The sequence below is a fragment of the Bacillus sp. SD075 genome, assembly GCF_017355165.1.
Taxonomy (GTDB): Bacteria; Bacillota; Bacilli; order Bacillales; family DSM-1321; genus Peribacillus.
Genome location: NZ_JADILK010000107.1, coordinates 1 through 1,299, shown reverse-complemented (window position 1 = coordinate 1,299; position 1,299 = coordinate 1). Strand labels below are relative to the sequence as shown.

Here is a 1,299-nt window from a genome sequence, read left to right as displayed (position 1 = left end):
GTGGAGTGGTAGCTGACTCCTTTATTTAACTATGCCATCACGAAGCCTAACTTATCTGAACTCATTTCATTTACCCGTAAGTCTAATTACAAGGGGTATGAAATCCTGCGAATAAGTGAGCATTCGAGAGATATTCGCATCAAACTGAGGGAGTTGAAGAAAGGAATTGCCTTATTTGAAATGTTCCATTAGATTGAGCAAATGTTAACGGCTACTCTATTCCTTTAATTGGGTAACCCTAAGTAATAGAACATTTCCTTAACATAGTGAATAGGATAATTTAAAAAATCTTCGAAGGTGTTGAGAAAAATGTACGGTGCTCCTTTTTCGTATCCCCACCAATATCAATTTTCAAATCCTTATTATTTTAATGAACCAACAAATAACAATATGATACAGCCCAAATACTGGACTACACATGATGTTGCTAACCGGTTGGCTTTTTTTCAATCATCAATTGGAAGAAATCCAATCGGACTAAAAGATTATGGACGGAAACCTTTTGTAATCAATATTAATGAAGCTACAAAACAAAACAATAACTACCGTACCGCAATATGGACAGGAAATCATTTTCAAGTTACATTGATGAGTCTTAAAGCTGGGGAAGATATCGGTTTAGAAATTCACCCTAACGTTGACCAATTTTTACGCATTGAACAAGGTCAAGGGATTGTTCAAATGGGCAAGAGAAAAGATAATTTAAACTTTGTACGAAATGTTTATGATGATTCTGCCATTATGATACCTGCTGGAACATGGCATAATGTAACCAATACAGGTAATATTCCGTTGAAAATTTATTCTATATACGCACCTCCACAACATCCATTTGGCACGGTTCATGTAACTAAAGCAGATGCTTTGGATGCAGAACACCGTTCTGACTGCGATATGCACTATTCTCATCCAACAAAGTATCCAAATAGGATTGTAAAAACTAGCTTTTCTAAAGAGGAAGCAGCAGCGATCGCTTTACTTTTAGGCATTGATTTTAATAACAGTAAGTTTAATTTAGATGAGTTTTGGGTGGGAGTAAATACCGAGCTTGAACATGGAAAAATATCCAGCCAAACAAATGTAACTGGTGATGATCCTATTATAACGGGGAAAATTGCCCTAGCTCATCTTCACGAGTTTCCTGATTACTACAAAAGACTAAAGGTGCTTGAGGAAGAAGCAAAAACCTATTGGAACATGGCTTAATAGCATGCTTAAATGATAAGAACAACTCAATTTTTCAAGCGAGTTTGTGAAAGCTAACGGGTGCTTTCGTATTATAAGGTCGACCAGTAAAAA

The 1,299-nt window shown here is 36.0% G+C and carries 1 protein-coding gene and 1 pseudogene; both read left to right on the top strand.

The features are described from left to right. Nucleotides 1–309: 309 nt before the first annotated feature. A pseudogene (locus tag IOC57_RS25450) lies at nucleotides 310–876 on the top strand (cupin domain-containing protein); the annotation flags it as partial. Between the two features lie 18 nt (nucleotides 877–894). After that, a complete protein-coding gene (locus IOC57_RS26265; RefSeq protein WP_286185189.1) occupies nucleotides 895–1,206 on the top strand; it encodes a DUF5661 family protein in 312 nt (103 codons plus the stop codon). The last annotated feature ends 93 nt before the right edge of the window (nucleotides 1,207–1,299 follow it).